At 72.3% G+C, this 24,372-nt stretch carries 25 protein-coding genes, 2 pseudogenes and 1 riboswitch; of the genes and pseudogenes, 9 read left to right on the forward strand and 18 right to left on the reverse strand.

The annotated features are described in order from the left end of the window. Window positions 1-22: 22 nt before the first annotated feature. Both RAN62_RS11675 and RAN62_RS11680 read left to right on the forward strand, forming a co-directional pair. Window positions 23-1,210 (forward strand): sensor histidine kinase, encoded by a 1,188-nt coding sequence (locus RAN62_RS11675; RefSeq protein ID WP_305784584.1) that lies wholly within the window; start codon window positions 23-25, stop codon window positions 1,208-1,210. Next, window positions 1,198-1,896: a response regulator transcription factor gene (locus RAN62_RS11680; RefSeq protein WP_438874488.1), complete on the forward strand. Its 699-nt coding sequence runs from the start codon at window positions 1,198-1,200 to the stop codon at window positions 1,894-1,896. Before RAN62_RS11675 ends, RAN62_RS11680 begins: the two co-directional genes overlap by 13 nt. A gap of 98 nt (window positions 1,897-1,994) precedes the next feature. On the opposite strand, the gene RAN62_RS11685 is transcribed toward RAN62_RS11680, so the two are convergent. The 5 genes and pseudogenes from RAN62_RS11685 to RAN62_RS11705 form a co-directional block, all read right to left on the reverse strand. Further along, window positions 1,995-2,717 carry a GntR family transcriptional regulator gene (locus RAN62_RS11685; RefSeq protein ID WP_305784586.1) on the reverse strand — a complete coding sequence of 241 codons (723 nt, stop codon included), beginning with the start codon at window positions 2,715-2,717 and terminating at the stop codon, window positions 1,995-1,997. After that, the gene (gene trpA / locus RAN62_RS11690; protein ID WP_305784587.1) at window positions 2,704-3,567 is read right to left on the reverse strand and encodes a tryptophan synthase subunit alpha; all 864 of its coding nucleotides are present in this window, start codon (window positions 3,565-3,567) and stop codon (window positions 2,704-2,706) included. The genes RAN62_RS11685 and trpA overlap by 14 nt, the downstream gene beginning before the upstream one ends. Further along, window positions 3,564-4,382: a pyridoxal-phosphate dependent enzyme gene (locus RAN62_RS41100; RefSeq protein WP_369077163.1), complete on the reverse strand. Its 819-nt coding sequence runs from the start codon at window positions 4,380-4,382 to the stop codon at window positions 3,564-3,566. The genes trpA and RAN62_RS41100 overlap by 4 nt, the downstream gene beginning before the upstream one ends. A 354-nt stretch (window positions 4,383-4,736) precedes the next feature. Next, window positions 4,737-5,369: pseudogene (locus RAN62_RS11700) on the reverse strand (pyridoxal-phosphate dependent enzyme); the annotation flags it as partial. Between the two features lie 46 nt (window positions 5,370-5,415). Then, on the reverse strand, window positions 5,416-6,000 hold the full coding sequence (locus tag RAN62_RS11705; protein WP_305784588.1) for an SGNH/GDSL hydrolase family protein: 585 nt from the start codon (window positions 5,998-6,000) through the stop codon (window positions 5,416-5,418). On the opposite strand from RAN62_RS11705, the gene RAN62_RS11710 reads away from it, so the two are divergent. Further along, entirely contained in the window at window positions 5,999-6,244 is a 246-nt protein-coding gene (locus RAN62_RS11710; RefSeq protein ID WP_305784589.1) for a hypothetical protein, read from the forward strand. The genes RAN62_RS11705 and RAN62_RS11710 overlap by 2 nt on opposite strands. A 123-nt stretch (window positions 6,245-6,367) precedes the next feature. Then, the gene (locus RAN62_RS11715) at window positions 6,368-7,486 is read left to right on the forward strand and encodes a cupin domain-containing protein (RefSeq protein ID WP_305784590.1); all 1,119 of its coding nucleotides are present in this window, start codon (window positions 6,368-6,370) and stop codon (window positions 7,484-7,486) included. 35 nt (window positions 7,487-7,521) lie between these two features. Here the strand turns inward: RAN62_RS11715 and RAN62_RS11720 are convergent, their stop codons facing one another. Next, entirely contained in the window at window positions 7,522-8,676 is a 1,155-nt protein-coding gene (locus tag RAN62_RS11720; protein ID WP_305784591.1) for a tetratricopeptide repeat protein, read from the reverse strand. After that, window positions 8,673-9,950 carry an AAA family ATPase gene (locus RAN62_RS11725; protein ID WP_305784592.1) on the reverse strand — a complete coding sequence of 426 codons (1,278 nt, stop codon included), beginning with the start codon at window positions 9,948-9,950 and terminating at the stop codon, window positions 8,673-8,675. The genes RAN62_RS11720 and RAN62_RS11725 overlap by 4 nt, the downstream gene beginning before the upstream one ends. Window positions 9,951-10,015: 65 nt before the next feature. On the opposite strand from RAN62_RS11725, the gene RAN62_RS11730 reads away from it, so the two are divergent. Beyond that, window positions 10,016-10,969, forward strand: coding sequence for an SMP-30/gluconolactonase/LRE family protein (locus tag RAN62_RS11730; protein ID WP_305784593.1), 954 nt, complete (start codon window positions 10,016-10,018; stop codon window positions 10,967-10,969). 199 nt (window positions 10,970-11,168) lie between these two features. Here the strand turns inward: RAN62_RS11730 and RAN62_RS11735 are convergent, their stop codons facing one another. Then, window positions 11,169-11,945, reverse strand: a complete 777-nt coding sequence (locus tag RAN62_RS11735) for an SDR family NAD(P)-dependent oxidoreductase (RefSeq protein ID WP_305784594.1) — start codon at window positions 11,943-11,945, stop codon at window positions 11,169-11,171. Window positions 11,946-12,039: 94 nt separating this feature from the next. Here RAN62_RS11735 and RAN62_RS11740 point away from each other — a divergent pair, with 94 nt between their 5' ends. Continuing rightward, window positions 12,040-13,470, forward strand: coding sequence for a diguanylate cyclase domain-containing protein (locus tag RAN62_RS11740; RefSeq protein WP_305784595.1), 1,431 nt, complete (start codon window positions 12,040-12,042; stop codon window positions 13,468-13,470). On the opposite strand, the gene RAN62_RS11745 is transcribed toward RAN62_RS11740, so the two are convergent. Genes RAN62_RS11745 through RAN62_RS11765 form a run of 5 tightly spaced genes read right to left on the reverse strand, consistent with a single transcriptional unit; the run spans window position 13,434 to window position 17,147 of the window. Next, window positions 13,434-14,219 carry an SDR family NAD(P)-dependent oxidoreductase gene (locus RAN62_RS11745; RefSeq protein WP_305784596.1) on the reverse strand — a complete coding sequence of 262 codons (786 nt, stop codon included), beginning with the start codon at window positions 14,217-14,219 and terminating at the stop codon, window positions 13,434-13,436. The genes RAN62_RS11740 and RAN62_RS11745 overlap by 37 nt on opposite strands. Beyond that, a complete protein-coding gene (locus RAN62_RS11750; protein ID WP_305784597.1) occupies window positions 14,219-15,049 on the reverse strand; it encodes a fumarylacetoacetate hydrolase family protein in 831 nt (276 codons plus the stop codon). The genes RAN62_RS11745 and RAN62_RS11750 overlap by 1 nt, the downstream gene beginning before the upstream one ends. Beyond that, window positions 15,046-15,996, reverse strand: a complete 951-nt coding sequence (locus tag RAN62_RS11755; protein WP_305784598.1) for an aldo/keto reductase — start codon at window positions 15,994-15,996, stop codon at window positions 15,046-15,048. The genes RAN62_RS11750 and RAN62_RS11755 overlap by 4 nt, the downstream gene beginning before the upstream one ends. Next, window positions 15,993-16,439, reverse strand: coding sequence for a MarR family winged helix-turn-helix transcriptional regulator (locus tag RAN62_RS11760; RefSeq protein ID WP_305784599.1), 447 nt, complete (start codon window positions 16,437-16,439; stop codon window positions 15,993-15,995). Before RAN62_RS11760 ends, RAN62_RS11755 begins: the two co-directional genes overlap by 4 nt. A 27-nt stretch (window positions 16,440-16,466) precedes the next feature. Then, window positions 16,467-17,147, reverse strand: a complete 681-nt coding sequence (locus tag RAN62_RS11765; protein WP_305784600.1) for a TetR/AcrR family transcriptional regulator — start codon at window positions 17,145-17,147, stop codon at window positions 16,467-16,469. A gap of 86 nt (window positions 17,148-17,233) precedes the next feature. Here RAN62_RS11765 and RAN62_RS11770 point away from each other — a divergent pair, with 86 nt between their 5' ends. Then, window positions 17,234-18,139 (forward strand): aldo/keto reductase, encoded by a 906-nt coding sequence (locus RAN62_RS11770; protein WP_305784601.1) that lies wholly within the window; start codon window positions 17,234-17,236, stop codon window positions 18,137-18,139. Between the two features lie 160 nt (window positions 18,140-18,299). On the opposite strand, the gene RAN62_RS11775 is transcribed toward RAN62_RS11770, so the two are convergent. The 5 genes and pseudogenes from RAN62_RS11775 to RAN62_RS11795 form a co-directional block, all read right to left on the reverse strand. Further along, window positions 18,300-18,698, reverse strand: a complete 399-nt coding sequence (locus RAN62_RS11775) for an aminoglycoside phosphotransferase family protein (RefSeq protein WP_305784602.1) — start codon at window positions 18,696-18,698, stop codon at window positions 18,300-18,302. A gap of 59 nt (window positions 18,699-18,757) precedes the next feature. Continuing rightward, window positions 18,758-19,207, reverse strand: a pseudogene (locus RAN62_RS41105) (aminoglycoside phosphotransferase family protein); the annotation flags it as partial. A 38-nt stretch (window positions 19,208-19,245) separates the two neighbouring features. Beyond that, window positions 19,246-20,244 (reverse strand): C40 family peptidase, encoded by a 999-nt coding sequence (locus RAN62_RS11785; RefSeq protein WP_305784603.1) that lies wholly within the window; start codon window positions 20,242-20,244, stop codon window positions 19,246-19,248. Window positions 20,245-20,258: 14 nt separating this feature from the next. Then, window positions 20,259-20,395, reverse strand: a riboswitch (cyclic di-AMP (ydaO/yuaA leader). 139 nt (window positions 20,396-20,534) lie between these two features. Then, a complete protein-coding gene (locus tag RAN62_RS11790; RefSeq protein ID WP_305784604.1) occupies window positions 20,535-21,443 on the reverse strand; it encodes a M56 family metallopeptidase in 909 nt (302 codons plus the stop codon). Beyond that, a complete protein-coding gene (locus RAN62_RS11795) occupies window positions 21,440-21,808 on the reverse strand; it encodes a BlaI/MecI/CopY family transcriptional regulator (RefSeq protein WP_305784605.1) in 369 nt (122 codons plus the stop codon). Before RAN62_RS11795 ends, RAN62_RS11790 begins: the two co-directional genes overlap by 4 nt. Window positions 21,809-21,931: 123 nt before the next feature. On the opposite strand from RAN62_RS11795, the gene RAN62_RS11800 reads away from it, so the two are divergent. Next, complete coding sequence (locus RAN62_RS11800; protein ID WP_438874489.1) at window positions 21,932-23,323, forward strand: cytochrome ubiquinol oxidase subunit I; 1,392 nt, start codon at window positions 21,932-21,934, stop codon at window positions 23,321-23,323. A gap of 9 nt (window positions 23,324-23,332) precedes the next feature. Then, complete coding sequence (gene cydB / locus RAN62_RS11805) at window positions 23,333-24,307, forward strand: cytochrome d ubiquinol oxidase subunit II (protein WP_305784607.1); 975 nt, start codon at window positions 23,333-23,335, stop codon at window positions 24,305-24,307. Window positions 24,308-24,372 lie beyond the last annotated feature (65 nt).

Below are 24,372 nucleotides of genomic sequence, written 5' to 3' on the forward strand. Positions count from 1 at the left end.
CCGGCGTCTTAGTCTCGGCGGCATGACCGGCTTGCTCTTCGCGCTCCTCGTTCCCGAGCCGCCGGGCAGCCGGCGCACGGTTCTGCGCGACCGGCTGGCCGACGCGCTGACAGTTCTGCTCGCTCTCGCCTACGGCGCTGCGACGGTGCCACTGGGTGACGCCATGTCCCCGTCGGCCTTCCTGCCATGGCCGGTGGACGTGGCAATCGGCACCGCATGCTGCGTGGCGCTGCTCGCGCGGCGCCGGTGGCCCGTCGCCCTCGCCGCGGCGCTCATTCCGGTCAGTGCGGTGTCGGTGATGGCTTGCGGCGCGGCGACGGCGGCGCTGTTCACCGTCGCGATCCGGCGCCGGACGAGCATCGCCATCCTGCTGTTCCTCGTCTTCGTCGCGACCGGGCCGGTCTATCACGAGCTGCACGGGGCTTCGGCGTTCCCCGTCTGGGTCGACCTGACCGCCCGGCTGGTCACGGGCACGGCGGCGCTCGGGTGGGGCAAGTTCGTCGGCGCCTATCGCGGCCTGGCGCGGTCGCTGCGTGCCCGGGCCGATCAGGCGCTGGCCGAGCAGCAGCTGCGGATGGAGCAGGCGCGACTCATGGAGCGCACGCGGATCGCCCGGGAGATGCACGACGTACTCGCGCACCGCATCTCATTGATCAGCCTGCACGCCGGTGCGCTGTCGGTCCGTCCCGACGCCGATGCACGAGAGGTCACCACGACCGCCGAGGCCATTCGCAGCAGCGCCCACGACGCTCTGCGGGAGCTGCGAGCAGTCATCGGATTGCTGCGCGACGACACCGCCGCCGGAGCTGAGCTGCCACAGCCGGACCTCGGCGACCTTCACGGTCTCGTCGTGAGCGCGCGGGAGAGCGGCATGACGGTGGAGTACCGCTGCGACCCGCTGGTCGAGCAGGTGTCCGTGCTGCTCGGCCGGACGGCGTACCGGCTGGTCCAGGAGGGGCTCACGAACGCGCGCAAGCACGCGCCGGGAGGCCACGTGGACATCGTCGTCGGCGGCATCATCGGCGAAGGCTTGGAAGTGGAGATCGTCAACTCGTTCGGTCATGCGACATCACAGCCCGAACCACTCCCCGGAGCGGGCATGGGACTGGTCGGCATCACCGAGCGGGTCGAAATGGCAGGAGGGCACGTGGAGTACGGGGCAAGGCAGGACCAGTTCCGGTTGAGGGCGCAGCTGCCATGGCTGTCGTGACGAAGGAACCGCCTGGGACGACGGCGCCGGCCCGGCCGATCAGGATCGCGCTGGTCGACGACGACCCGATGGTTCGCGCCGCGTTGCGGCTGCTGCTGGGCGGGTCGCCGGACATGGAGGTCGTGGCCGAGGCCGCGGACGGGATCGAAGCGGAGGCGATCACCGACGCACACCGGCCCGACGTCCTGCTGATGGACATCCGCATGCCCCGCCGGGACGGGCTCGAGGCCACCAGGCGGCTGCGGGCACGCGTCCGGCCGCCCGCGATCATCGTGCTGACGGCCTTCCACATCGACGAGTACGTGCTCAATGCGTTGCGGGCCGGGGCGAGCGGCTTTCTTCTCAAGGAGTCGCCGCCCGCGCAGATTCTGGCCGCGATCCGATCCGTGGCGGCCGGCGCGCCGAGCATGTCTCCGGAGGTCATCCGTTCGCTCGTCGATCAGGTCGGCAGCTCGACCGTCCATGAGCGGCGCAAGCTTGCGTTGATCGAGGTGGCCAAGCTGACCGAGCGCGAGCGTGACGTCGCGGTGGCGATGGGGCGTTGCTGGTCCAACGCCACGATCGCCGAGAAGCTGGGCCTGGAGCTCACCACGGTGAAGAAGTACACGTCGAACGTGTTCCGGAAGCTGAGTCTCAACAACCGGGGCCAGGTGGCCGTCCTGGTGCACGACGCGAGGTTGCTGTGAAGACGCCGACGACAACGGACCCGATGATTGTTTCGCCTCGTGGCTCTGCGCGGCGAGGGTCGCGGGATCGTGCAGCACAGGCGGGAACGCCGATGAGGTCAGGACTGGTGGCGGGACCATTGCATGGAGAGGCCGGCCGCGCCGCGCTCGGTGCGGATCTCCATGACGGTGCCCAGGATGGTGGCGCGGTCGAGGAGCAGAGGACGGTCGTCCGCGTCGGAGGTGAGGCGTTCGGAGACGAAGACCGGGGTGCCGGCCGGCTGGTGCATCAGCGTGGCCGTGGCGTCGTCGAGGAGCCCGGGGCGGACCGACTCGGTGGCGCGGTGAGCGGTGAGGCCGTGGGCAGCCAACACGGCATAGAGACTGTCGCCGCTGTAATCCAGGTCGGCGAGGTGGACACCGGGATGGTCCGGGACATACGAGAGCTGGTGGACTGCGGGGCGGCCGGCGAGCAGGCGGAGACGTTCCAGGCGCAGCACTCGACGGGAGGCCGCGAGGTTCAAGCGAGCCGCGGCCCAGGCCGGCGGGCGCCGCATGTCCTGGGCGACGATCAGGGTGGTGACCGTCTGCCCTTGGGCGCGCAGATCCTCGGCGAAACCGCGCAGCGAGTCGAGGCGGTAGGCGAGCCGGGGCGACGCCACGAAGGTGCCGCGCCCCGGCTGCTGGGAGATCAGGCCCTCGCTCTCCAGGCGTTGCAGGGCCTGGCGGAGCGTGGCGAGCGTGACGCCGTAGGTGGCGCTCAGCTCCTTCTGCGGCGGCAGCATGGTGTCCGGCGCCAGCTCGCCGCTGCGGATCCTGCTGGTCAGGTCATCGGCGATCACCTGATACTTCGGCGTACGCGGTGGCAGTGGACACCCCCTGGTCGGACGGCGGCCCGGCCTCCCCGCCGCGGACGGCCGGAGGGCGGGGCACGCCGAGTGCGGCGCGCAGGGCCGCCACGTCGCGCCGGAGCTCGGCGGGTGTGGCCCCGTCCAGCACCCTACGCATCAGGGCCGCCCCGACGATCACCCCGTCCCCGGCGCGTCCCGCTTCGGCCGCCTGCTCGGGCGTCGACACACCGAAGCCCACGAGTACGGGCAGCGGGGCTGGCCGGCTCTCCCGGACAGCGTGGCGGAGGCGGGTGGCGAGAGTGGCGGCGGCCGGATCGAGGCGGGAGCGCTCGCCGGTGGTGCCCATGGTGCTGACGGCGTAGACGAAACCCCGGGAGCGACGGCAGATCTCGTGCAGGCGGTCGTCCGGGGTCGAAGGGGCCGCCAGGAGCACCAGGTCGACGCCGGCGGCGGCCGAGGCGGCTTCAAGATCTGCCGACTCCTCGAGCGGGAGGTCGGGGACGATCAGGCCGTCCACGCCTGCGGCGGCCAGACGGGCGGGGCCGACCCGAAGGGCGAGATTGGCGTAGGTCATGACGATGACAGGGGTGGTGAGGCGGTCGCGGACGGCGGCGAGGTCGTCGAGGATGCCGGCCGGGGTCGCGCCGCGAGCCAGGGCGCGGTCGGAGGCGAGCTGGATGGTGGTGCCGTCCAGCATGGGGTCGGAGAAGGGCAACCCGACCTCGACGGCATCGGCGCCCGCGTCCTGGCAGGCGAGGAGGTGGTCGGTCCAGTCGGCGGTGACGGCACCGGTGAGGTACGGGACGAGGAGGGCGCCGCCCGGGCGCAGGTCCAGGGTCACGGGCGTGCCTTCCGGGCGGGCGCGGCCACGTCAGGCGAGACCGCGTTAGGTGAGACCGCGTTAGGTGAGACCGCGTTAGGCGAGACCTCGTGGAGCGAGACCGCGTCAGGTGAGACCTCGTGGAGCGGTGTCACGTTGGGCGAGAACGCGTTGGACGAGGGCAAGGGGGGTCGGACGGCGTCGGGGGCGGGCTTGTCCGGTGTGGGTGGCCGGGCGGTGGGGGGTTGGGGCGGGTCGAGCAGGGAGGCTTCGGCGAGTTGGGCCATGTCCTTGTCGCCTCGGCCGGAGAGGGTGAGGAGGACTGTTGAGCCGTGGGGCAGGTCGGGGGTTCCGGCGGCGCGGAGGACCCAGGCGACGGCGTGGGCCGATTCGAGGGCGCAGATGATGCCTTCGGTGCGGGCGAGGGTGGTGAGGGCGGCGACTACTTCGTCGTCGGTCACGGTGACGTAGGTTGCCTGGCCGGAGGTGCCCCAGTGGGCGTGTTCGGGGCCTACGCCGGGGTAGTCGAGGCCGGCGGCGATGGAGTGGGCTTCGGCGATCTGGCCGGCTTCGTCCTGGAGGACCATCGATCGGGTGCCGTGGACGACGCCAGGGGTGCCGTGGCTCATGGCGGCTCCTCCGGCGGCTTCGACGCCGACCAGCCGGGCCGTGGTGCCGGTGAATGCCGTGAAGGTGCCGGCCGCGTTTGAGCCGCCGCCCACGCAGGCTACGACGACGTCCGGTACCGGTGCGGGGGCAGGCGCCGATGACGGGACTGGTGTGGAACCGGGCGCGAACGCCGATGCGTCGACACCTGCGGACCTGGACGCGGGCATCGATGCGGGAACGGGTGCGAACACGGGCGCGGGCGCCGAAGCGGAGACGGGCGCGGGCACAGGTGCGGGTGCGGGTGCGGGTGCGGAGGCGGTGCGGAGAGACGCAGTTGGCTGTAGCGGCGCGGGCGCGGGCGGCGATGCGGAGACAGGTTCAGACGCGGGCGCCGACGTGGAGATGGGCGTGGGTGCGGGTGCGGAGGCGGTGCGGAGAGACGCGGATGGCTGTAGCGGCGCGGGTGCGGGTCCAGGAGCGGTGTGGAGAGACGCGGATGGCTGGAGCGGCGCGGGTGCGGGTCCGGGGGCGGTGGGAGGAGAGAAGGTTGGGGTCAGGGGGTGGGGCGGGAGGGTGGCGTACTGGTGGCGGGCTTCGGTGCCGATGATGCTTTGGAATTGGCGGACCATGAAGGGGTAGGGGTGGGGGCCGGTGACGGAGCCTAGGCAGAAGTGGGTGTCGGCTACGGCGGCTACCCATTGGCGCATGGCTTCGTTGGTGGCGTCCTTGAGGGTTCGGGTGCCGGTGGTGACGGGGACGACCTCGGCGCCGAGGAGGCGCATGCGGAAGACGTTGAGTTCTTGGCGTTCGATGTCGCGGGTGCCCATGTAGATGGTGGCGCGGAGGCCGAAGAGAGCCGCGGCGGTGGCGGTGGCTACGCCGTGCTGGCCGGCGCCGGTTTCGGCGATGAGGCGGGTCTTGCCCATGCGGCGGGCCAGGAGGGCCTGGCCGAGGACGTTGTTGATTTTGTGGGAGCCGGTGTGGGCCAGATCTTCGCGCTTGAGAAGCAGGTTGATGCCCAGGTGCGCGGAAAGGGTGCGGGCCGGGGTCAGCGGGGTGGGGCGGCCGGCGTGGACGGCCGAGTACCAGGCGAGTTCGGCGCGGAAGGACGGGTCCGACCAGGCTGACGTGAAGGCCCCGGCCAGCTCGGCGCAGGCGGGGACGAGCGACTCAGGGACGTAGCGGCCGCCGAACGGGCCGTATCTACCCGGCACTTTGCCTCCAAAGTTCTAGAGCCTTGGAGGCAGCGTGCCACGAGTTCTAGAACTGTGCAAGGAGGGCGGTGCTCCAGCCGGCGGCCATCCGGGCGTAGCCGGTGTCGTTGGGGTGCAGCTTGTCGGCCATGTCACCACCGCCCCGGACGCCGCTGAGGTCGACAACGTGGAAGTGCGGGCCGGCCGCGGCGACAACGCCGGGGACCTGGGCGTTGTAGGCGTCCGCGCGTTGCTGGCGGAGGGGGCCGTCCTCGCGGTCGGCGTTCCCGATGATCTTGGCGACGTAGACCTCGGCGTGCGGGCGGCCGCGGGAGATCTGCAGCAGGAGGCGGGCGAGGCGCTGGGGTGCGCGGGCGGCGCCGGTGGGGGTGCGCAGATCGTTGGTTCCGGCGTGCAACAAGATCACGTCGGGGCGGGAGCGGGACAGCCAGCCGTCGAGATGGTCACTGAGGCGGCTCATCGTCCAGCCGGAGTGGCCCTCGTGATCCGGGTCCGGGCCGGCGCCGTCGTGGCGGGAGCCGACGAAGTCGACGCGGAGACCCGAGCGGGTCAGTGCCCGGAAGAGGTCGGTGCGGTAGCCGTCGCCCCGGCGGGATCCGGCGCCCATCGTGATCGAGTCGCCGAGGGGCATGACCCGGATCAACGTCGCAGCAGAGGAAGCGGCGACCGACGAGGCAGAAACAGAGGAAGGAACGGCAGGCGAGGAAGGGACGAGGGAAGGCGCGAACGACGAAGGTGCAACGGGAGACCCGGCGGAGGGAGGTGAGGTCGGAGCCGGCGAAGAAGCCGCGATCGAGGGAGAGGCCGAAGGGAGAGGGGACGAGCAGGCTGCGGTCGCCCCTAGTGCCACAACGACCAGTCCCAGGAACTTCTGACACCTCACGTCACACCGTTCGACTGGGCGGGACCAGTTCTTACCGTTAAGCGAACATTGGTCCGCTACGAGACGGGGCGCGGGCTGGGGAGCGACGGCGGGGAGGGTGCGTAGGCTGCGCAGCGTGGATCCGCTTGAGGATGTGCTCGCGCTGACCGGGGCGTCGAGTTACGTGTCCGCGGGGATGGTGGCGGGCGGGCGGTGGGCGGTGCGGTTCGAGGCGCCGGGCGGGGTGAAGTTCAACTCGGTGCGCCGTGGCAGCTGCCTGGTGCACGTCGACGGGAGCGAGCCGATTCGGCTGCGGGAGGACGATGCGTTTCTGCTGACTCAGCCGCGGGGCTTCGTGCTGGCCAGCGCGGAGGACGTGAGCCCGGTGCCGGCGAGTTTGATTTTCCGGGAGGCCGCGGCGCGCACCGGCGAGCGGGAGGCCCGAGCGCGCGGCGAACGGAAGGCGGAGGCACACGGCGAAGAACGAGAGGCCCAAACGCGCGGCGACGAACGAGAAAATAAAACGCGCGCCGAACGTGAGACCGAGGCAAGCGGCGGCGAACGGAAGGCCCTGACGCGCGGCGACGAACGGGAGGACCAGAGGCGCGGCGAGCGGGAGACCGAGGCGCGGGCCGGCGAGCGGGTGGCCATGGCGCGGGCCGGCGTGGGTGATGACGTGGAGGTGATCGGGGGCGGGTTCACCTTCAACGAGCGCGGGCGGACGCTCTTGCTGCCGAACTTGCCGCCGATTCTGCATGTTCCGGGTGATGCGCCCGAGGCGGCGACCGTGCGGTGGGTGTTGCAGCGGATCGGGGCCGAGCTCGGTCGCGGGGACGTCGGGGCGACCGTGGTGGCGGAGCATCTGGCGATGGTGATGTTCGTCGAGGTTCTGCGGCTGCATCTGCGGAGCGGCGGGGCGGCCGGGTGGCTGGCCGGGCTCGCGGACCCGGTCGTCGCGGAGGCGCTGCGGGCGATGCACCGGCGGCCCGCGCATCCGTGGACTGTGACGGCGCTGGCGCACACCGCGCGGGTGAGCCGGTCCACGCTCGCGGCCCGGTTCAAGGATCTTGTCGGTACGGGACCTGTCGACTACCTGACCGGCTGGCGCATCGAGATCGCGGCGCAGCGGCTCACCGAGACCTCCGACACGTTGAGCACCATCGCGCGGCAGGTCGGTTACGGGTCGGAGAGCGCGCTCAGCACGGCGTTCAAGCGGGTCACCGGGCAGACACCGCGCGACTACCGGCGGGGCTGACCAACGCGTGGCGCCACCGAAGAGACGTCCGGCGACTACCGGCGGGGCTGATCCTCCCGCCACGCCTCGCGCAGCTCCCGCCGGGTGTCCCGCCACCACTGGGCCAGCTCCGCCCGGAACTCCCGCAAACCCCGAGCCACGTCGGCGATCGCATACCTGTAGCCCGGGTCCTCGATCCGGGCCCCGATCGCCTCGACCAGGCCGAGGGCGCACAGCACCGGCACCGCCCCGACGGCGATCACCGTGAGCCACCACGCACCCGTCACCGCGTACGCCAGCACCAGCGCAAGCTGCACACCCACCGTGACCACGCCGGCCAGCACCGCGCGGCGCAGCAGCCGCGGCACCAGCCGCAACGCCCGCCACGGCACGCGCCCGGCCGGCACCCACACGCGCCCGCCGAAGCCGAGCACGACCGAGCCGGCCAGCGCCGCGAAGACTTGCGCGGGCAGCGTCACGACCTCCCACCGTACGGCGACCACCGCCGCCACGAGGACCACCACGAGCGCGGCCGAGAACCACCGTCGCAGCGCCGTCAGCAGGCTTCGCAACGGCCACGTCATCGACAGCACGTCCGGTCGCGCGGGGTTGTCGCGGGCGACGTCACTCAGCGTACGCAACGATCGGCGCACCTGGAGCCGCTCGGCGTCCAGCATGGCGAGGAGCCACCGGCCGTACCCGTCGTCGGGGTTGATCGCGAGTCCGGCCCGGGCGTAGCGCTCCGCCTCGGCCCGGTGGCCGGCGTCCCGCTCGACGTCGGCCGCCGTGAGCAGGGCGTGCACCGAGCGGGGGGCCAGCGCGAGCCCCCGGCCGGCCGCCTCGCGCGCCTCCGGGAAGCGCCGCAGTGCCGCCAGCGCCCGCGCCCGCACCAGGTGACCGGCCGGATCGTCGGGCGCGATGTGCACCGCCTGCTCGCCCGCTTGCACCGCGTCCTTGGCCCGGAGCAGCGACAACAGGCCCTCGGCCCGTTCGACGTGGGCGTCGGGATCTGCCGGGTCGAGGGCGAGCGCGGCCTCGGCGGCCTGGACCGCGGCCGGGTACTCGCGGCGGCGGCGCAGCGTGAACGCGAGCAGGAGCAGCAGCCGCGGGTCGTCCGGCGTGTCGGTCAGCGCGGCCCGCAGCGTCGCCTCGGCCTGCTCGTCCCGGCCGACCTCCAGCAGCGAGCGGGCCTGGCCGTAGGCGGGGGTCACAGCAGCTTGCGCTTCTTCAGGTACGCCGCCAGCTCGTCGTACTCGCCGCCGCTGTTGCCGAAGAGCGCCACGTTGCGCGCGGTCGCGAACCACGCGTCGGTGGACGGGCGCACCTCGCGCACGGCGGCCAGCATGTCCTCCTGCGTGATCATGCGCACCTCGCCCGTGGCGACGGCGTCGCGCATCGCGTGCTCGGCGGCGGTCTCGCAGACGTGCGCCAGGTCGGCGCCGGAGAAGTGATCGGTGGCCTGCGCGAGCCGGGCCAGGTCGATGCCGGCGACGGGCCGCTCGCGCAGGTGATACTCCAGGATCGCGGCGCGCGCGGCCTGGTCAGGCGGCAGCACCAGGAGGGTACGGTCGAGACGCCCCGGCCGGCGCAGCGCGGGATCCACGTCCCACGGCGCGTTCGTCGCCGCCAGCACGAAGACTCCCTCGTTGCTGCCGTCGACCCCGTCCAGCTCGGTGAGGAGCTGATTGACCAGGGTACGCAGCGCCGACGAACTCAGCTGGCTGCGCTTGTGCCCGAGCGCGTCGATCTCGTCGAGGAACACGACGCACGGGGCGTGACCGCGCGCCGCCGCGAACAGCTCGTGCAGGTTGCGCTCCGAGCTGCCCAGCCACATCGCCAGCACGTCGGTGATCGACAGCGAGACGAAGGCGGCGCCCATCTCCCCCGCGACCGCCCGGGCGAGGAAGGTCTTGCCGCAGCCCGGCGGGCCGTAGAGCAGCATGCCGCCGCGCAGGCTCTTGCCGAAGAGGGTGCGCAGCTCGGGGTTGCGCAGCGGGCCGAGGAAGGACAGCTCGAGGCGCTCCTTGACCTCGGCCATGCCGCCGACGTCGGCCAGGGTGACGGCGGAGCGCTCGATGTCGAAGGCGCGGTCGGCGACGGGTTGCGCGGGGGCGAAGCGGGGCGGGACGACGTCGGCGAACTCGCCCTCGAGCGCGGCCCAGTCGACACCGCCCGGCGCCCCGCCGCCGGCGCCGGCGCCCGATTTGTCCGAGTAAGACGCCGCGGACGGGGACGGGGACGGGGACGAAGGTGCCGAAGGGGACGGGGGTGCGGAAGGAGAAGACGCCGGTTGCAGCGCCGCCGCCATCACCCGCTGCGCGTCCGCGTCGGCCGGATGCCGGGAGAGCAGCATCGCCGCGTGCCCGATCGCCTCGGTCGTCCGCCCGGCCGCCACCAGCAGCTCCGCCAGGTGCAGGCGCAGCGGCAGGTCGTCCGGGCTCGCCGCCACCGCGGCGGCGAGGCTGTCGATCAGGGCGTCGCTCATGAACAGCGATTATGCCCTGAGTGCCGGAAGGGTGAATTCGCCGCCGAAGGGGCATGAGGGGTGGCATGGCAGACGTCGACGTGCTGAGCGGGGACCGGTTCGAGCTGGGCGAGGGCGGCCGGTGGGTGGGTGACCAGGTGCTCCTCGTCAACATCCCGGCCGGGCGGCTCTACCGCACCCCCGTGGACGATATGACACAGCTCACCGAGATCGCGCACCTCGACGTGCCCCTCGCGGCGATCGCGCCCGTGGCGGACCGGCCCGGCGTGTATCTGGCCGCGGCCGGCACCGGCTTCACCCTCATCGGCGCCGAGACCGAGACCGGCGCCAAGACCGAGACCGGCGCCGAAACCGACACCAGCGCCGAAACCAAGCTCGGGCAGCCGGAGCCCGTCACCGACCGTGAGTGGCGGATGAACGACGCCATCGCCGACCGGGCGGGCCGGCTCTGGGCGGGCAGCATGGCCTGCGACCAGACGAAGGGCTGCGGCGCGCTCTACCGGCTCGACCCGGACGGCAGTGTGCGGACGGTTCTGCGCAGCCTCACCATCGCCAACGGGCCGGCGTTCAGCCCGGACGGCCGGGTGATGTACCTCTCGGACACCCCGCTCGGGCACATCGACGCGTTCGACGTGTCGCCGGCGGGTGAGCTGAGCAACCGCCGCCCGTTCGCGCGGCTCGACCCGGAGCAGGGCGCGCCGGACGGGCTCACGGTCGACAGCGACGGGTACGTGTGGGCCGCCCTCTTCGGCGGCGGCGCGGTCCAGCGTTTCCGCCCCGACGGCGAGCCGGACCGGCGCGTTCCCGTCCCGGCCCGGCAGCCGACCAGCGTGTGCCTGGCCGGCGACACGCTGGTCGTGACGAGCGGGCGCGGCGGGCTGGACGACCCGGCCGACGCGGACGGCGCCGTGATGATCACGCCGGCCGGGGCGACCGGGATCCCGGCGCTGCCGGTGCGGTTGAACGCCCTGGCCGCCGAGGAGGAGCGGCGCGTGGCAAAGGGAACGAAGACGCCGTAGCCGCCGAGGAGGAGCGGCTTGCGGCAAAGGGAACGAAGACGCCGTAGCCGCCGAGGAGGAGCGGCTTGCGGCAAAGGGAACGAAGACGCCGTAGCGGGTGAGTAGGCAGCTGCGCCCGGCACTCGCGGCAAAGGCGCGACGCACCACCCGGCTCGCGGTGTAGCCACGCGCGCCTGGCGTAGCCCGTACTCAAATCTTTTCAGGGAAGAATGCTGTCGACGTAGCCGCCATCGACGCGCAGCGCACCCCCCGTCGTGGCCGACGCCAGGTCCGAGGCCAGATAGACCACCATGTTGGCGATCTCCTCCGGCTCGATCAAGCGCTGCAGCAGCGACTGCGGCCGGTGCTGCCGCATGAACTCGCGCTGCGCCTCCTCCCACGGCAGGCTCTTGTCGACCAGCTGGTAGACGAACTCCTCGACGCCGCCGGTGTGCGTGGGCCCGGCGATGACGCTGTTGACCGTGACGCCGCTGCCGGCCGCCTCCTTGGCGAAGCCGCGCGACACCGCGAGCAGGGCCGTCTTCGTCATGCCGTAGTGGATCATCTCGGCCGGGACGACGACGGCGGAGTCGCTGGCGATGTACTGGATGCGGCCCCAGCCCCGGTCGCGCATGCCCGGCAGGTACGCGCGGGTGAGCCGGACGGCGGCGAGGACGTTCACCTCGAAGTAGCGCCGCCACTCCTCGTCGGTGATCTCCAGGGCGGGCGTGGCCCCGAAGATGCCCAGGTTGTTGATCACGATGTCGGCCGCCGGGACCGCGCCGAGCACCGCGGCCACGCCCTCGTCCGTGGCCAGGTCGCCCGGCGCGGCGATCGCCTCCGGCAGCTCGGCCACCGTCTTCTCCACGGCCGTGCGGTCGCGGCCGTTGACCGCCACCCGGGCCCCGGCGGCGGCCAGCCCGGCGGCGATCGCCCGGCCGATGCCCTGCGTGGAACCGGACACCAGGGCGGTTCTTCCCGTCAGATCGATGCGCATGCGACCAGTTTCCCCCGCCCGGATGCTTTGCTGCGCGCCACGGCGACCGATGGAGAGGGAACACCGCCCGCCCGCGAGCACGAGGGACGTACCCATGCGTTTGCTGCAGACCTTCGCCCGAGACGGGATGGAATCCCTCCTGGCCCTGGTCGCCGTCGTCGTGCTGCACCAGTTCGGGCTGGCCGGGACGGCGTCGGTCTGGTCATTGGTGCTGCTCCTCGGGCTCTGCGCGGTCCTGCAGCAGGCGCCGGTGCAGCGCCGCCTGGCCGGCACCGACCCGGAGGGCCGCCTCGAGCTGCGCATCGGCCTGCAGATGGCGATGTGCACGGCCGCCATGTACCTGAGCGGCTGGGGTGCCCTGCTGGCCATCGCCCACGTGCACATCCTCGCCACCTTCCTGCGCAGGTCGGGCGCCCGGGCGTGGGTGCCGGCCGCGGTGTCCAGCGCCGCGTCGATCGTCGCGGGGCAGATCGCCGTCGCCGCCGGGCTCGCCCACACCTATCTGAACGTCAACCTCTCGCACGGCCTGGCCGCCCTGGTCCTGCTGATCACGGTGACCACGGCCCGCACGCTCGGCCAGTTCGTGGCGCAGCGCGAGTCGGCCGACGCCACCGCGCGGCTCAGCGAGGACCGCTTCCGCGCCCTGGTCCGCGACGGCTCCGAGGTCATCACCATGAGCGACGCCGAGGGCGCCGTCTCCTGGGTCAGCCCGGCCGCGCTGCCGGTCATGGGTTACAAGCCGGAGGAGCTGCACGGCCAGGTGCTGCGCGGGCTCTACCACCCCGAGGACGAGGTCGCGGCGATGGAACTCTTCGCCCGGCTGCTCGCCTCGGACAGCACCGTCGAGCACTCGGCCGAGCTGCGGGTCCGGCACGCCGACGGCACCTTCTACTGGCACGAAATCATCTCCCGCAACATGCTGGCCCACCCGGCCGTGCACGCGATCGTCTCGCACCAGCGGGACATCACCGAGCGCCGCGCGGCGCAGGACCGCATCGCCTATGCGGCCTCGCACGACAGCCTCACCGGCCTCGCCAACGGCCCGACGCTCAACCGGGACCTCGAGCGGGCCCTCGCCCAGGGCACCCGGTACCAGCACGCGGTCGCCATGCTGTTCTGCGACCTGGACGGCTTCAAAGCAGTGAATGATACCTACGGGCACGACGTCGGCGACCGGCTCCTGCAGACCATCAGCGGCGTCATCAAGCGCACCACCCGCGACACCGACTCGGCCGGCCGCCTCGGCGGCGACGAGTTCGGCGTGGTCCTCACCCGCGTCCGCAACGCCGAGGAGGCCCTGAGCGTCGCTCAGCGCCTCATCGAGGGCATCGTCGGCAACGCCGCGGTGGCCGGCCTCAAGCTCGACGTCGGCTGCAGCGTCGGCGTGGCCCTCGCCTACCCGGGCGGCACCGACGCCAAGACCCTGATGCGCAAGGCCGACGCCGCGATGTACCGCTCCAAGCGCCACGGCCGCAACGGCGCCGTCGTCTACCTCGAGGAGGAGACCCCGGCCCCCTGGATGTGACCGCGGGCCGGGAGCCGGAGGCCGGACATGCCGCCGTCGACCGCGAGGGACATGCCCGTCGTGGCGGCGCTGGCGGGGTCGGCCAGATAGGCGACGGCCTCGGCGACCTCGGCCGCGGTGACCAGGCGGCCGGTGGGCTGACGGGCGGCCAGGCGTTCCTTCTCACCGGCCGGGTCGTCGGTCCGGGCGAGGAGGCGGGCCACCCAGGGCGTGTCGACCGTGCCGGGAGCGACGCAGTTGACGCGGATGCCCTCGCCGACCAGGTCGGTGGCCAGGGCGAGGGTCATGGCGTGGACCGCGCCCTTCGAGGCCGAGTAGAGGACGCGCTGGGGCAGGCCGGCCAGGGCGGCGATCGACGAGGTGTTGACGATCGCGGGGTGCGGGCTGCGCCGGAGGTACGGCAGGAACGCCGCCGTGGTCCGCGCGATGCCCACCACGTTGACGTCGAGGACCCGCTGCCACTCGGCGTCGTCGTTGGCCTCGACCGTGCCGACCGCGCTGATGCCGGCGTTGTTGACGAGGATGTCGGCGCCGCCCAGCTCGGTGGCGACCAGCTCGGCGGCGCGTTCGAGGGAGGAGCGGTCGGCGACGTCGGCCACCACGGGCAGGATGCCGTCGGCGGGGGCGCCGGGCTCGAGGTCGAGGACGGCCACGCGGGCGCCCCGGGCGCGGAAGGCCGCGGTGACGGCGGCGCCGATGCCGGAGCCGCCGCCGGTGACCACGGCGACCAGGGTGTCGAAAGAGCTCATCACGCCTCCCGGAGCCGGTTGCGCTGACGGCCCAGGCCGTCGATCTCGACCTCCATGACATCACCCGCCCGCAGATAAGGGAACCGGCCGGACAGCGCGACGCCCTGCGGCGTCCCCGTGTTGATCAGGTCGCCCGGCTCGAGCACCGTGTACTGCGACAGGTGCCACACCAGGAACGGCACGTCGAAGATCATGTCGGCGGTCGTGGAGTCCTGCCGGGGCTCGCCGCCGACCCAGCTGCGCAGGCCGAGCGCGCCCGGGTCGCCGGCCTCGTCCGGGGTGACCAGCCACGGGCCGAGCGGGTTGAAGGTCTCGGCGGACTTGCCCTTGGACCACTGGCCGCCGGACTCGTCCATCTGGAACGTGCGCTCGGAGACGTCGTTGGACAGCACGTACCCGGCGATGTGCGCGGCGGCGGCGGCCGGCGACCCCAGATAGCGCGCCGTCCGTCCGATGACGACGCCGAGCTCGACCTCCCAGTCCGTCTTGACCGACCGGCGCGGGATGAGCACGTCGTCGTACGGGCCGACCACGGTGTTCGGGGCCTTGTAGAACAGGATCGGCGTGACCGGCGGCTGGGCCCCCGACTCGGCCGCGTGCGCCGCGTAGTTCTGGCCGATGCACAGGACCGCGCCGGGCCGGGCGATCGGGGCGCCGAGCCGCTGCCCGGCGATGTCGATCTCGGGCAGCCCGGCCACGGACGACACGCCGCCGGCGGCCAGGAACGCGCCGGTGATGTCGGGGGTCACCGCCGACAGGTCGTAGAACTTCCCGTCCGCCGCCGCCACGGGGCGTTCCTGTCCGGCCGGTCCGACGCGCAGATACCTCATGTGCTCTCCTCCAGGTCGGTCCACAACGTAGCGGGAATCGGCACCCGCGCCATCCGGACGGCGTCGGCGACTTCCTCCGGCGACCGCGCCCCCACCAGCACGCTCGCCACGGCGGGGTGCGTAAGGGGGAACTGGATTGCCGCCGCGCGCAACGGCACCCCGTGCCGCTCGCAGACCTCGCGCACGGCGAGGGCCCGGGCGAGCTGGGCGGCGGTCGCGGGCTGATAGTCGTACGGGGCCCCCGGCCGCGGATCGGCGAGCAGTCCCGAGTTGAACACGCCCGCCGCGATCACCGGCACGCCCCGCTCGGCGCACAGCGGCAGCAGCTCGTCGGCGCCCGACCGGTCGAGCAGCGTGAACCGCCCGGCGAGCAGCACGCAGTCGACCAGCCCGGTCCGCACGAAGTCCGCGAGCATCGCCGCCTGGTTCATGCCCGCCGACACCGCCCCGATCCGGCCTCCCGCGCGCAGCCCCGCGAGCGTGGGCAGCGCCTCGCCCGAGGCCTGCTCCCAGTGCTCGTCCGGGTCGTGCACGTGCAGGATGTCGGCGCGGTCCAACCCCAGACGATCCAGGCTTTCCCGGTACGACGTGAGCACCCCCGCCCCGGAGAAGTCAAACACCGACGTCTCGCCGCCCGCCTCCGCCCAGGCCCCGTCCACGTCCCCGCCCCCGGGCCGCACCAGCCGCCCCACCTTCGTCGACACGGTGATCTCGTCCCGGGGCAGCCCGGCGAGCACCGGCCCGGCGCGGCGCTCGGCCAGCCCGTGCCCGTAGAAGGGCGCCACGTCGAAGAAGCGGATGCCCAGCCGCCACGCCTGGGTCACGGTGGCCCGGGCCTGCTCCTCCCCGACCGGCGCGTAGAGCCCGCCGAGCGGTCCCAGGCCCAGCCCGAGCCGGGTTACCTCAACCTTGGTGCGGCCGAGGCGCACCCGTTCGGCCGGGTTCATCGCGTCAGGGCCGTGACCACACCGGTGAGGTGCTCGAAGAAGATGAGGACGCCGGCCCGCTCGGGCTCCGGGAGCGAGGCGCAGTAGGCGTCGATGGCCAGGACCAGCGGGGCCCAGGCGGCGTAGGACGCCGCGCGGGCGGACTCCGTCACGCTGACGGTGACGCGGCGGCGGTCGGCGGTGTCGCGGACGCGCCGGACGTGGCCGGCCCGCTCGAGGCGGTCGATCAGCAGGGTGACCGAGGCGGTGCGGATGCCCAGGCGGTCGGCCAGCTCCGACGCGCCCATCGGGCCGTGCTGGACGAGCTCGCCGATCGCCGACATGTCGTTGACGCCCATGTCCATGCGCTGGGCCATCCGGCCCACCAGCCGGCGGGAGCCGCCGATCAGGTCGCGGACCGCGAGGGTGGCGGGGTCGAGCCCCTCGAACGGCCGGTCGTCCATGCGCCCCATCCCATCACACGCCGCCCGTCATCGGGCCAGCCGGTCGAGCCAGTCCCGCAGCAGCGCGAGCTCGGCCGGGCGCAGCGCCGGGTCGCCCGCGGCCAGGGCGGCGTCGAGGGCCAGGGCCCGGGCGGCGAGGCCGGTGTCCGGGGCCGCCGGCGGGTCGGTGATCAGGGAGTCGACGAGCGTGTCGCGCATGCGCGCCGCCAGCTGCGGGTCGCGGTCGGCCTCGGGGGTGCCGATCAGGGTCAGCGTCGCGCCGGTGATCGCGGCCATGGCCAGCTGGGCCGCGAGCGTGACCGGGACCCGCAGGCGGCCGGCGGCGGCGATCCGCTCCAGGAAGCGGAGCAGCAGGCTTTCCGCTTCGGCGACGGCGGGCGGGCGGCGGCCGGGCCGGTCGGTGCCGAACATCAGCACGTAGAGCGCGGGGTGGCGCAGGCCGAAGTCGACGTGCATGTCCCAGCCCCGGCGGACGTCGTCGATCGGGTCGCCGGTCATGGTCAGCGCACTCTTCTCGGCCAGATAGAGGTCGAACGCGTGCAGGGCCAGCGCTTCGAGCAGGCCGTCCTTGTCGCCGAAGAGCTGGTAGAGCGAGGCGGCGCGGATGCCGGCCGCCGTGGCGACCGTGCGCGTCGAGACCGCTTGGACGCCCTCGGACTCCAGGATCGCGGCCGCCACGTCGATGATCTGCTGCCGGGTCGGGGCCATGTTGCAATGCTACGCCAATCGGCGTATCACTGGAACGGAACACCGCTACGCATGTCGGCGTAGCAGTGATACGAAGAGGAGTCGCGATGAACCGGATCGGATACGGGGCCATGCAGCTGGCGGGGCCCAACGTGTGGGGGCTGCCGGAGGATCCCGAGGCGGCGCGGCGGGTGCTGCGGCTGGCGGTCGAGGAGGGCGTCACGTTCTTCGACACCGCCAACGCGTACGGGCCGCGGACGGTGAACCAGCTCATCGGGTCGGCGCTCCGGCCGTACGGGGAAGAAGTGATCGTGGGCAACAAGGTCGGCGCCGGCCGGGGCCCGGACGGGTCGTGGATCGTCACCGACCACCCGGACACCGTCCGCCGCCAGGTGCACGAGGCGCTCGGCGACCTGGGCGCCGAGGTGAGCGAGCTGACCTATCTGCGGCTCGGCGGCGACATGCCGGGGGCGCACAGCCAGGTGCCGCTGGAGGACGCGCTCAGCGTGCTCGTCGAGCTGCGCGACCAGGGGGTGATCCGGCGCATCGGGCTGTCGGGGGCGTCGCGCGAGATGCTGGCCCGGGCGCAGCGGCTGACGCCGATCGCCGCCGTGCAGAACCGCTTCAACCTGCTCGACCGCAGCGGCGTCGAGGTGCTGGCCGACTGCGAGGCGCAGGGCATCTGGTTCGTGCCGTACTTCCCGCTGGCCTCCGGGCGGCTCGCCGCCGTCCCGGAGCTGACCGGTCCGGCCGGGCGGCTCGGGGCGACGCCGGAGCAGGTGGCGCTGGCCTGGCTGCTGCGCCGCTCCCCCGCCGTGGTGGCCATCCCGGGCACGAGCAACCCCGGTCACCTGCGCGCCAACGTCGCCGCGGCCGGGATCGCCGGGCAGCTGACCGAGGCCGAGGTCGCCGCCCTGACCGCCCTGTCCGACGAGTCGGCGGCCATCCTGGACCAGGCGCACCAGACCACGATCGACGCGCACGTGTCGGCCGCCGCCAACTTCCGCGGCTAGGCGGTGTTTCGTGGGTCAGGGCGAGTCGCCGGCGAGGTCCAGGTTTCGTCTCGCAAGTGGGGCGGAAGGTTCGATACCGGGGTTGTATCGGGCCTTTCGCACCGCGCCGCGAGGCGGAAGCTGGGCCCGGCGGCGGCCGTCATGCCCCGCGAAACACCGCCTAGAGCCGGGGGCGCAGGGCGAGGGCGACGTCGAGGGCGCGGCCGGTGGGGACGGGCCCGTGGTCCTGGTCCCAGACCTCGGACAGCACCGCCTGGACGAAGCCCCAGGCCACGGCCCGGTCGAGCGGCATGCCGAGCCCGTCGGCCAGCTGTTCCAGGCGCCGGTCGAGCAGCGACAGGGTGGGCTCAGGGCCGGTCAGCGGGTTGTAGAGGATCGGCCCGATCTCCGCGCCTGGGTCACCGGCGACGCCGTGCGGGTCGATGGCCAGCCACGGCTCCCGCTCGGCCCGCAGCACGTTCTCGTGGTGCAGGTCGCCGTGCAACAGTACGTGGTTATCAGCGGATGAGCACAGCGCGACGTACAGCTCGCGCGCCTGCTCGACGAGGTCGCGTGGCACCGGATCATCACCGGATAGCGGGCCAGATGGGCGGTGAAGTCGGCGACCCGGTCCGCGAGGTTCTCGACGGGAAGATCGTCCGGGGCGGGCCGGTGCAACCGTCGCATCACGTCGATGAGGACGGCGGTGGCCTGCTCGTCCCGGCCGGCCACGAGCGAGCGCAAGGTCGTGCCGGGCGTCGCGCGTTCGAGCAGCAGGGCGCCGCGTCCAGGATCGTGGCGGAGCAGCCGGATCGCGCCCTCGCCACCCCAGAAGGTCAGCGTGGCTGCCTCGGCGACCAGATGCGGCGAGCCCGGCACGCCCAGCTTGAGCACGCGCCCCTCCCCCGCCGGCGCCACCCAGTGGAAGGTCAGCGGGAACGGCTCGCCCAGCTCCAACCCCCAGTCGCGCGCGACCCCGGCGCGCAGGTCCGGGAGCTCGTCGAGCCAGCGCGCCCCGGCATCGCCCCATTGCGACGTCACGTTGCTCACGAAGACGGACACCACCGCAGAATACGAAGAAGCCGCCACGACGTCGTGACGGCTTCTGCGCGGTGGTGCCGGTCGAGCTAACCCACCCGTCGGTACGAGGCGGGGGTGCCCGGCCCGTCGATGGTGCTCATCCGGACGTAGTCCCCGGTGTGCGGGGCGTGCACGATGTAGCCGTTGCCGACGTACATCGACACGTGGTGGATCCCGCCCGGGCTGTAGAAGATCAGGTCACCGACCCGGAGCTCCGAACGGCTGATCGCCCGGCCCGCGTTGACCTGGGATCCGGTGTAGTGCGACAGGCTGACGCCGACCGAACCCCACGCGACCTGCGTGAGACCCGAGCAGTCGTAGCCGGTCGGGCCGGCCGAACCGAAGATGTACGGCTTGCCGATCAAGCTGCACGCCTTCTGGGCGGCCCGGTTGCCCGGTGACTGGTCGTACTCCACCGGGCAGGCCCCGGTGCCGAGGCGGAAGTTCTTGTTCTCCACGCCGCTGGCGCCGTACGCCTGGATCCTGAGCTTCTGCAGGTCGTCGACCTTGCCCTGGATCTGCTTCTTCTTCGCGGACAGGTCCTTGTCGCGAGCCGCCACCGCGTTGGTGAGGGTCTGCAGCTCCTGCTGATCCGCCGCGTACTCGTCACGCAGCTTCCGCACGTCCGCGATCTGGGCCTCCTGGTGGGCGGCGATCAGATCGAGGTACAGAAGCTTGTCGTTGAGCCCCGTCGGGTTGCCCTCCAGCAGAATCGCCTTCAGCGCGCCCGGGGAACCCTGCTTGTACGCGTCGGCCGCCATGCCACCCACCTGCGCCATGGCGAGGTCGACCTGAAGCTGCAGCGGGGCCAGCTTCTTGTTGACCTTCTTGAGCTGGGCCTGGTTCTTGCCCAGCTCGACGTGGACCTTGTTGTACTCCTCGATGATGGGCTCGAGTTTGTTCCACTGCTCATCGATCTGTTTCTCGATGCTCCCGGGTGACGGCGTCGCATGAGCCGCGGTGGGCACCAGGAGCACCCCGACGGCCGCGACGACACCGAGCAACCCGCGCAGAATCGTGGCGCGCCGCGCCCCAATCCGTCTCACCTAGGTGCAGTGTCCTTTCTTCCCTCAGCCGCCGACCGGGTTAGCTGACGGGTTCGGACGGGAAGCGCGCCCGGCCGCGATGCTGCTGCGGCTTCACCCCAGGAACGGTGGGTCCCCGGCTCATAACTGCAGCGCCGGGCGCTGCTGGATTAGGCGGTGCCGTGCCGGTTCGCCCGGGGCTCGAGCGAGGGGGGACCGACAGGCCGGACCCACCGTACTCCGGATCTTTGCCGAACTGAACGGCTGGTCGGCACCCCCTACGTCACGTCACCAACTTTAACGGTGAGTAGTCACAGCGGCCAGGCCATGAGCGCCCGGCCGAGCCAGGGCACCACCAGGATCACTGTGGGTAGTACCAGCAATCCGGCCGCGAGGGCCCCCGCACAGGCCTCCACGACGACGGACCGGTTGTCCGCCCCCGTCAGCCGTTCCAGCCGCCGGGCCCGTTCCGCGGCCGCCGAACCGCTCAGATCCTCGGGGGCCGCCGGGCTCACCGCGTCGCCGAGCACTTCCAGCGCCGACCGCAGCGCCGCCGAGCCGCTGTGGCCCCGCGCCGCGTCGTCGGCCACCATCTCCAGGAGCAAATGCACAGCTTCCAGGGGTACGCGGCTCCGCAGCGGCCGGGGCACCGCCCGGTAGAACGCCGTGAACGACTCCATCACCAGCTCGTGCCGCTGCCGCAGGTGCGCCTGCTCGTGGGCGATCACCGCGCCGACCTGCCGCTCGTCCAGCACCTTGAGCGCGGATCCACTGAGCACAACCCGCGGGCTCCGTCCCGGTACGCAGTACGCGAACGGCAGGGGCCCGTCGAGAACCCGCAGCTCGGCCGGGAGCTCGGCGTGCTCGTCGGCGCTGTCGAGCAGGTCGACGAGCATCCGGTGCCGGGCGCGGCGGGCCCGGGAGCGCAAAGTGACCCGGACCAGCGACACCAGCAGCCGCACGATGATCAGCGAGGCGACGGCCAGCGCCACGATCAGGGCCGCCGAGCCGACGGGCCGGCCGGAGCCGAGCTCGTGGACCAGCTCCTGCGGGCCGGCCAGGGCGACGCCGAGCGCGCAGAGGATGCCGGCCAGCGTGACGGCCTGCCAGAGGACGACCGCCGCCCCGGGCGCCCGGGCGGTCCACCGGGCGCGGGCGAGCCAGCCCGGCACCAGCAGGGACAGGGTCAGGCCGAGGGCACCGAGGAGCAGCGCCGTCACGAGCCGGAGGCCGATTCCTTCCGTGCCGCGTCGATCGCGGCGGTCAGGGCGCCCGGGTCGAGCCGCCCGACGAAGTGCGCCAGGGCCGCGTCGCGCACGCCGTCGGGGGCGGCGCTGAGGGCGTCGAGCATCAGGGCGGCCGTCATCTCCTCACGGGACTGCGCGGGCGCGTACCGGTAGGCGCGGTCCTTCTTGTGCTGGGTGACCACGCCCTTCTTGGCGAGGCGGTCGAGCACGGTCATGACAGTCGTGTAGGCGAGATCTCGGGTCTCGCTGAGCGCCTCGTGCACCTGCCGCACGGTGAGCGGCTCTTCCGCCGTCCACAACTGCTGCATGATGTCGCGTTCGAGATCCCCCAATGCCATCCCTTCCAACCTCCCCACCACCGCCCTTTGAGCGGACTAAAGACTGTGACAGAAGTCTACTGCAGCGCGTCGTACTACGACGCGTAGTATCTACTACGAGACGTCGTAGAGAGGGCCATCATCGTGGACGTGCTCGACCTGACCCGGCTGCAGTTCGCGGTCGTGACGATCTACCACTACTTCTTCGTGCCGCTGTCGATCAGCCTCGCCGCCACCGCGGCCGGCCTGCAGCTGACGTGGCTGCGCACCGGGAACGACAAGTACAAGGACCTGACGAAGTTCGTCGGCAAGCTGCTCATCGTCACGTTCGCCGTCGGCGTGGTGACCGGCCTCGTCCAGGAGTTCCAGTTCGGCCTGGGCTGGAGCAACTTCGCCACCTTCTACGGCGACGTCTTCGGGCCGACGCTGGCGATCGAGGGCATGCTCGCCTTCTTCCTCGAGGCCACGTTCCTGGCCCTGTGGTACTTCGGCTGGGACCGGCTGCCCCGCAAGCTGCACGCCGCCACGATCGTGATCGTCGCCGTCGGCACGGTCCTGTCGGCCTTCATCATCCTGGCCGCCAACTCGTTCATGCAGCACCCGGTCGGCTACTCGCTCGACCCTGTCACGGGGCGCGCGCACCTCGACGACTTCGGGGCGTTGCTGCTCAACAAGGTCAACCTGGCGGCCTTCCCGCACACCATGGCCGGTGCGCTGATGGCGGGCGGGTCGCTGCTGCTGGCCCTCGGGGTGTGGCGCTTCCGGGCCGCGGGTGAGGCGGGGTTCCGTACGCTGGCTCGGCTGGGGGCTTGGTTGACCGTCGTGGGCGGCGCCTTCACCGCGATCACGGGCGACCACCTCGGCAAGGTCATGACCGAGGTCCAGCCGATGAAGATGGCGGCCGCCGAGGCCCTGTACGAGACGACGACCGGCGCACCCTTCTCCGCCTTCGCGCTGGGCAAGCTCGACGGCAGCGAGCCCTACTTCACCATCGACATCCCGCACCTGCTGTCGATCCTCGCGACCGGCGACTGGAACTCCGAGGTGCAGGGGATCAACAACCTGCAGGAGCAGTACGCCGCCCAGTACGGCGCGGGCAGTTACATCCCGATGATCCCGGTGGCGTTCTGGACGTTCCGCGCCATGATCGGCATCGGCATGCTGGCGATGGTGGTGGCCGCGTACTACCTGTGGCTCACCCGGAAGGGCCGCGAGCCGAAGCGGTGGTACGACCGGCAGCTCCTGCGCTTCCTGCCGCTGATCCCGATCCTGCCCGCCGCGGCCAACACCTTCGGCTGGATCTTCACCGAGACGGCCCGCCAGCCGTGGATCGCCTTCGGCATCAGCAAGGTCGCCGACGGCATCTCGCCCGGGCTGACCAGCGGCGAGGTGGTGGCGTCCCTGGCCGGCTTCGCGCTGATCTACGGCATCCTCGCCGTCGTCTGGTACCGCCTGGTCCGCCACCTCTCCCGCCAGCGGCTGCACCCTTCGCCTGTGTCCCCCGCGCCGGAAAAAGAAGCCGCTCCCGTCTACTAGGAGAGACCTGTGATCACCCTCTGGTTCTCGCTCGTCGTGCTCTGCTGGGTGCTGTTCTTCGTGCTCGAGGGCTTCGACTTCGGCGTCGGCATCCTCGGCCCGGTCCTCGGCCGCGACGACCACGAGCGCGGCGCGATCGTCCGCACGGTCGGCCCGTTCTGGGACGGTAACGAGGTCTGGCTGGTCGCGGCGATCGGCGTGACGTTCGCGGCCTTCCCCGCCTGGTACGCGGCCATGCTCAGCGCCCTCTACCTGCCCATGGTCGCGATCCTGCTGCTGCTCGCGGTGCGCGGCGTGGCGCTGGAGTTCCGCGGCAAGGGCGGCGGCGAGCGCTACCGGCGCCGGGCCGACGCCGCCCTGGCCGGATCGTCCACCGGCATCGTGCTGCTGTGGGGCGCGGTGCTCGGCATTCTCACCCACGGTCTGGCCCTGGGCGCGGACGGACAGGTCACCGGTACGGGTCTCAGCCGCACCCTCGGGCCGCTGTTCTCCGGTCCCGCTCTGATCGGCGCGCTGATCGCCCTCCTGGCGGCGCTGCTGCTCGGGTCCACCTTCCTCGCGCTGCGGACCAGTGGACCGGTGCGGACCCGGGCCCGTTCCTTCGGGGTCCGGCTGGCCGGTGCTGCTGCCGTCGTCCTTGTCGCCCTGGGTCTGCTTGGTAATCATCCGCTGATGCTTCTTGGCGCAGCCCTGGCTGTGATCATCGCGGTCGTCGCCCGGCGGGAACTGGTGGCTTTCGTCGTCACTGCCGCCGGCGTCGCCCTGGGCACCGTGGCCGTCTTCACCGTGCACGGGGACGTGATCCTGCGGTCGACGCTGAACGACGCGTGGTCGCTGACCCGGGATGGGGCCGCGGCGACGGACTCGGCGCTCAAGCTGATCACCGTCGTGGGGGCGGTCGTGCTGCCCGGGGTGCTCGTGTACCAGGCGTTCTCGTACTGGGTGTTCCGCAAGCGGGTCGCCAGTGAACGGGTTCCCTCGTGAGCGCGCCCGCCCCCGCACGGTCGGATGCCGCCGGGAGCACCGTCAGCCGGGCTCCGATCGATCCG

This window comes from Symbioplanes lichenis (genome assembly GCF_030709675.1).
In the GTDB taxonomy this organism is placed as follows: Bacteria; Actinomycetota; Actinomycetes; order Mycobacteriales; family Micromonosporaceae; genus Actinoplanes; species Actinoplanes lichenis.

Coding starts and splice junctions, on each gene's coding strand:
- RAN62_RS11795 (WP_305784605.1), bottom strand. CDS start 21,808: ATGGCATTGGGGGATCTCGAACGCGACATCATGCAGCAGTTGTGGACG.
- RAN62_RS11705 (WP_305784588.1), bottom strand. CDS start 6,000: ATGCCCCTCGGCGACTCGATCACGATGGGCGCCGGATCCCGCCGGGGC.
- RAN62_RS11760 (WP_305784599.1), bottom strand. CDS start 16,439: ATGGACGACCGGCCGTTCGAGGGGCTCGACCCCGCCACCCTCGCGGTC.
- RAN62_RS11770 (WP_305784601.1), top strand. CDS start 17,234: ATGAACCGGATCGGATACGGGGCCATGCAGCTGGCGGGGCCCAACGTG.
- RAN62_RS11750 (WP_305784597.1), bottom strand. CDS start 15,049: ATGAGGTATCTGCGCGTCGGACCGGCCGGACAGGAACGCCCCGTGGCG.
- RAN62_RS11765 (WP_305784600.1), bottom strand. CDS start 17,147: ATGGCCCCGACCCGGCAGCAGATCATCGACGTGGCGGCCGCGATCCTG.
- RAN62_RS11730 (WP_305784593.1), top strand. CDS start 10,016: ATGGCAGACGTCGACGTGCTGAGCGGGGACCGGTTCGAGCTGGGCGAG.
- RAN62_RS11735 (WP_305784594.1), bottom strand. CDS start 11,945: ATGCGCATCGATCTGACGGGAAGAACCGCCCTGGTGTCCGGTTCCACG.
- RAN62_RS11745 (WP_305784596.1), bottom strand. CDS start 14,219: ATGAGCTCTTTCGACACCCTGGTCGCCGTGGTCACCGGCGGCGGCTCC.
- RAN62_RS11710 (WP_305784589.1), top strand. CDS start 5,999: ATGACCCGGATCAACGTCGCAGCAGAGGAAGCGGCGACCGACGAGGCA.
- RAN62_RS11740 (WP_305784595.1), top strand. CDS start 12,040: ATGCGTTTGCTGCAGACCTTCGCCCGAGACGGGATGGAATCCCTCCTG.
- RAN62_RS11680 (WP_438874488.1), top strand. CDS start 1,198: ATGGCTGTCGTGACGAAGGAACCGCCTGGGACGACGGCGCCGGCCCGG.
- RAN62_RS11675 (WP_305784584.1), top strand. CDS start 23: ATGACCGGCTTGCTCTTCGCGCTCCTCGTTCCCGAGCCGCCGGGCAGC.
- RAN62_RS11755 (WP_305784598.1), bottom strand. CDS start 15,996: ATGAACCCGGCCGAACGGGTGCGCCTCGGCCGCACCAAGGTTGAGGTA.
- RAN62_RS11725 (WP_305784592.1), bottom strand. CDS start 9,950: ATGAGCGACGCCCTGATCGACAGCCTCGCCGCCGCGGTGGCGGCGAGC.
- RAN62_RS41100 (WP_369077163.1), bottom strand. CDS start 4,382: ATGCCCGCGTCCAGGTCCGCAGGTGTCGACGCATCGGCGTTCGCGCCC.